1 protein-coding gene is annotated in these 1,658 nt (G+C 61.8%); it reads left to right on the plus strand.

Annotation, left to right across the window (positions count from 1 at the left end; genetic code table 11):
- Positions 1-74 precede the first annotated feature (74 nt).
- Positions 75-1,627 (plus strand): IS3 family transposase gene (locus LPA34_RS26800; RefSeq protein WP_228984160.1). Its coding sequence is split into 2 segments (ribosomal slippage): positions 75-540 and positions 540-1,627, totalling 1,554 coding nucleotides; the frame shifts between segments, so codons are not numbered across the junction.
- Positions 1,628-1,658: the final 31 nt, after the last annotated feature.

Raw genomic sequence — 1,658 nt, forward strand, 5'->3', positions numbered from 1 at the left:
CCCCCGGCGTCAGACTACTTGTCGTGTTATCTGATTCTTATAGACATGGTCCGGGGGCGGTAAAATCAGGGTGAATGAAAGCCTACTCAGCAGAAAGAAAAGAAGCGCTGGTGCGTCGCATGATGCCGCCGGAGAACGCGCTGGTTTCAGCGCTGGCCAGAGAAACGGGGATTACCGAACAGACGTTGTACACGTGGCGCCGACAGGCGAAAGGACAAGGGTTGGCCGTGCCGGGCGATGGGAAGAATCCCGAAGGATGGTCTTCGGAGGACAAGTTTGCAGTAGTACTGGAAACTGCGCCGCTCAATGCAGCGGAGCTGGCCGAGTATTGCCGCCGCAAAGGTCTTTATCCCGAACAAATCGCGGCGTGGCGAGCCGCCTGCCGGTCGGCCAACGCGAATGCTGCCGGGCAGGCACGCGAGCAGCACCATCAGTCGAAAGACGACAAACGGCGCATCCAGCAACTCGAGAAGGAATTGCAGCGCAAGGAGAAGGCGCTGGCAGAAGCGGCTGCGCTGCTGATTCTGAGAAAAAAAGCCCAGGCGATCTGGGGAGACAAAGAGGACGATTGATCAACGTCCCGGATCGCCTGTTATGTATATCGTTGATACGCGAGGCGGCGCAGTCAGGCTGCCGGCTGGACAAGGCTTGCGATGAGCTGGGTGTGAGCCTGCGCACGTTCCAGCGCTGGGTGGGTGACGGCGACGCGGTGCGTGCCGATGGCCGCACCACGACCGGGCGCCCGCCACCGTCCAGTCGCTTGAGTGAGGCCGAACGGCAGCAGATCCTTGAGGTCGCCAACAGCGCGGAGTTTGCCAGCCTGCCGCCCAGCCAGATCGTACCGAGCCTGGCAGATCGCGGCGTGTACCTCGCGTCGGAGTCGAGCTTTTACCGCGTGCTGCGCAGCGCTTCGCAGCAGCATCACCGCGGCCGTGCGCGCAAGCCTTCAGCCCGGGTGGTGACCAGCCATTGTGCCACTGGTTCGAATCAGGTCTGGTCGTGGGACATCACGTGGCTGCCGGCGGCGGTCAAGGGCCAGTACTACTACTGGTACATGATGCTGGACGTATTCAGCCGCAAGATTGTTGCTCATGAAGTGCATGAAGCTGAATCGGCGGAACTGGCCGCGTTACTGATGCGGCGTGCCAGTCTGGCCGAGAGTCTGGCAGGACGCCCTCTGGTGCTGCACTCGGATAACGGCAGCCCGATGAAGGGCGCGACGATGCTCGCCACCCTGGAGAACCTGGGCGTCGTGGCCTCGTTCAGCCGGCCGCGTGTGAGTAACGACAACCCGTTCGCGGAGTCACTGTTCCGCACCTGCAAGTACCGGCCCGACTATCCACGCAGGCCGTTCGGCAGCATTGATGAGGCCCGTGCCTGGACGCAGCAGTTCGTGCGTTGGTACAACCAGGAGCACAAACATAGCGGCCTGAAATTCGTCACGCCGGCGCAGCGTCATAACGGCGCGGCGACCGCAGTGCTTGCGCAACGCGAGGCCGTTTATGCAGCGGCCAGGCAGCGCAATCCACGGCGCTGGTCCCGATCGACGCGCAACTGGAAATTGAAGAATGAAGTCTGGCTCAATCCGGAGCGCATGCAACCGGCAGAACTAAAGCAGTTCGCGTGAAGTGACGCGACAAGTACGTTGACAACCGCCG

This window comes from Paraburkholderia gardini (genome assembly GCF_907164575.1).
Classification (GTDB): Bacteria; Pseudomonadota; Gammaproteobacteria; order Burkholderiales; family Burkholderiaceae; genus Paraburkholderia; species Paraburkholderia gardini.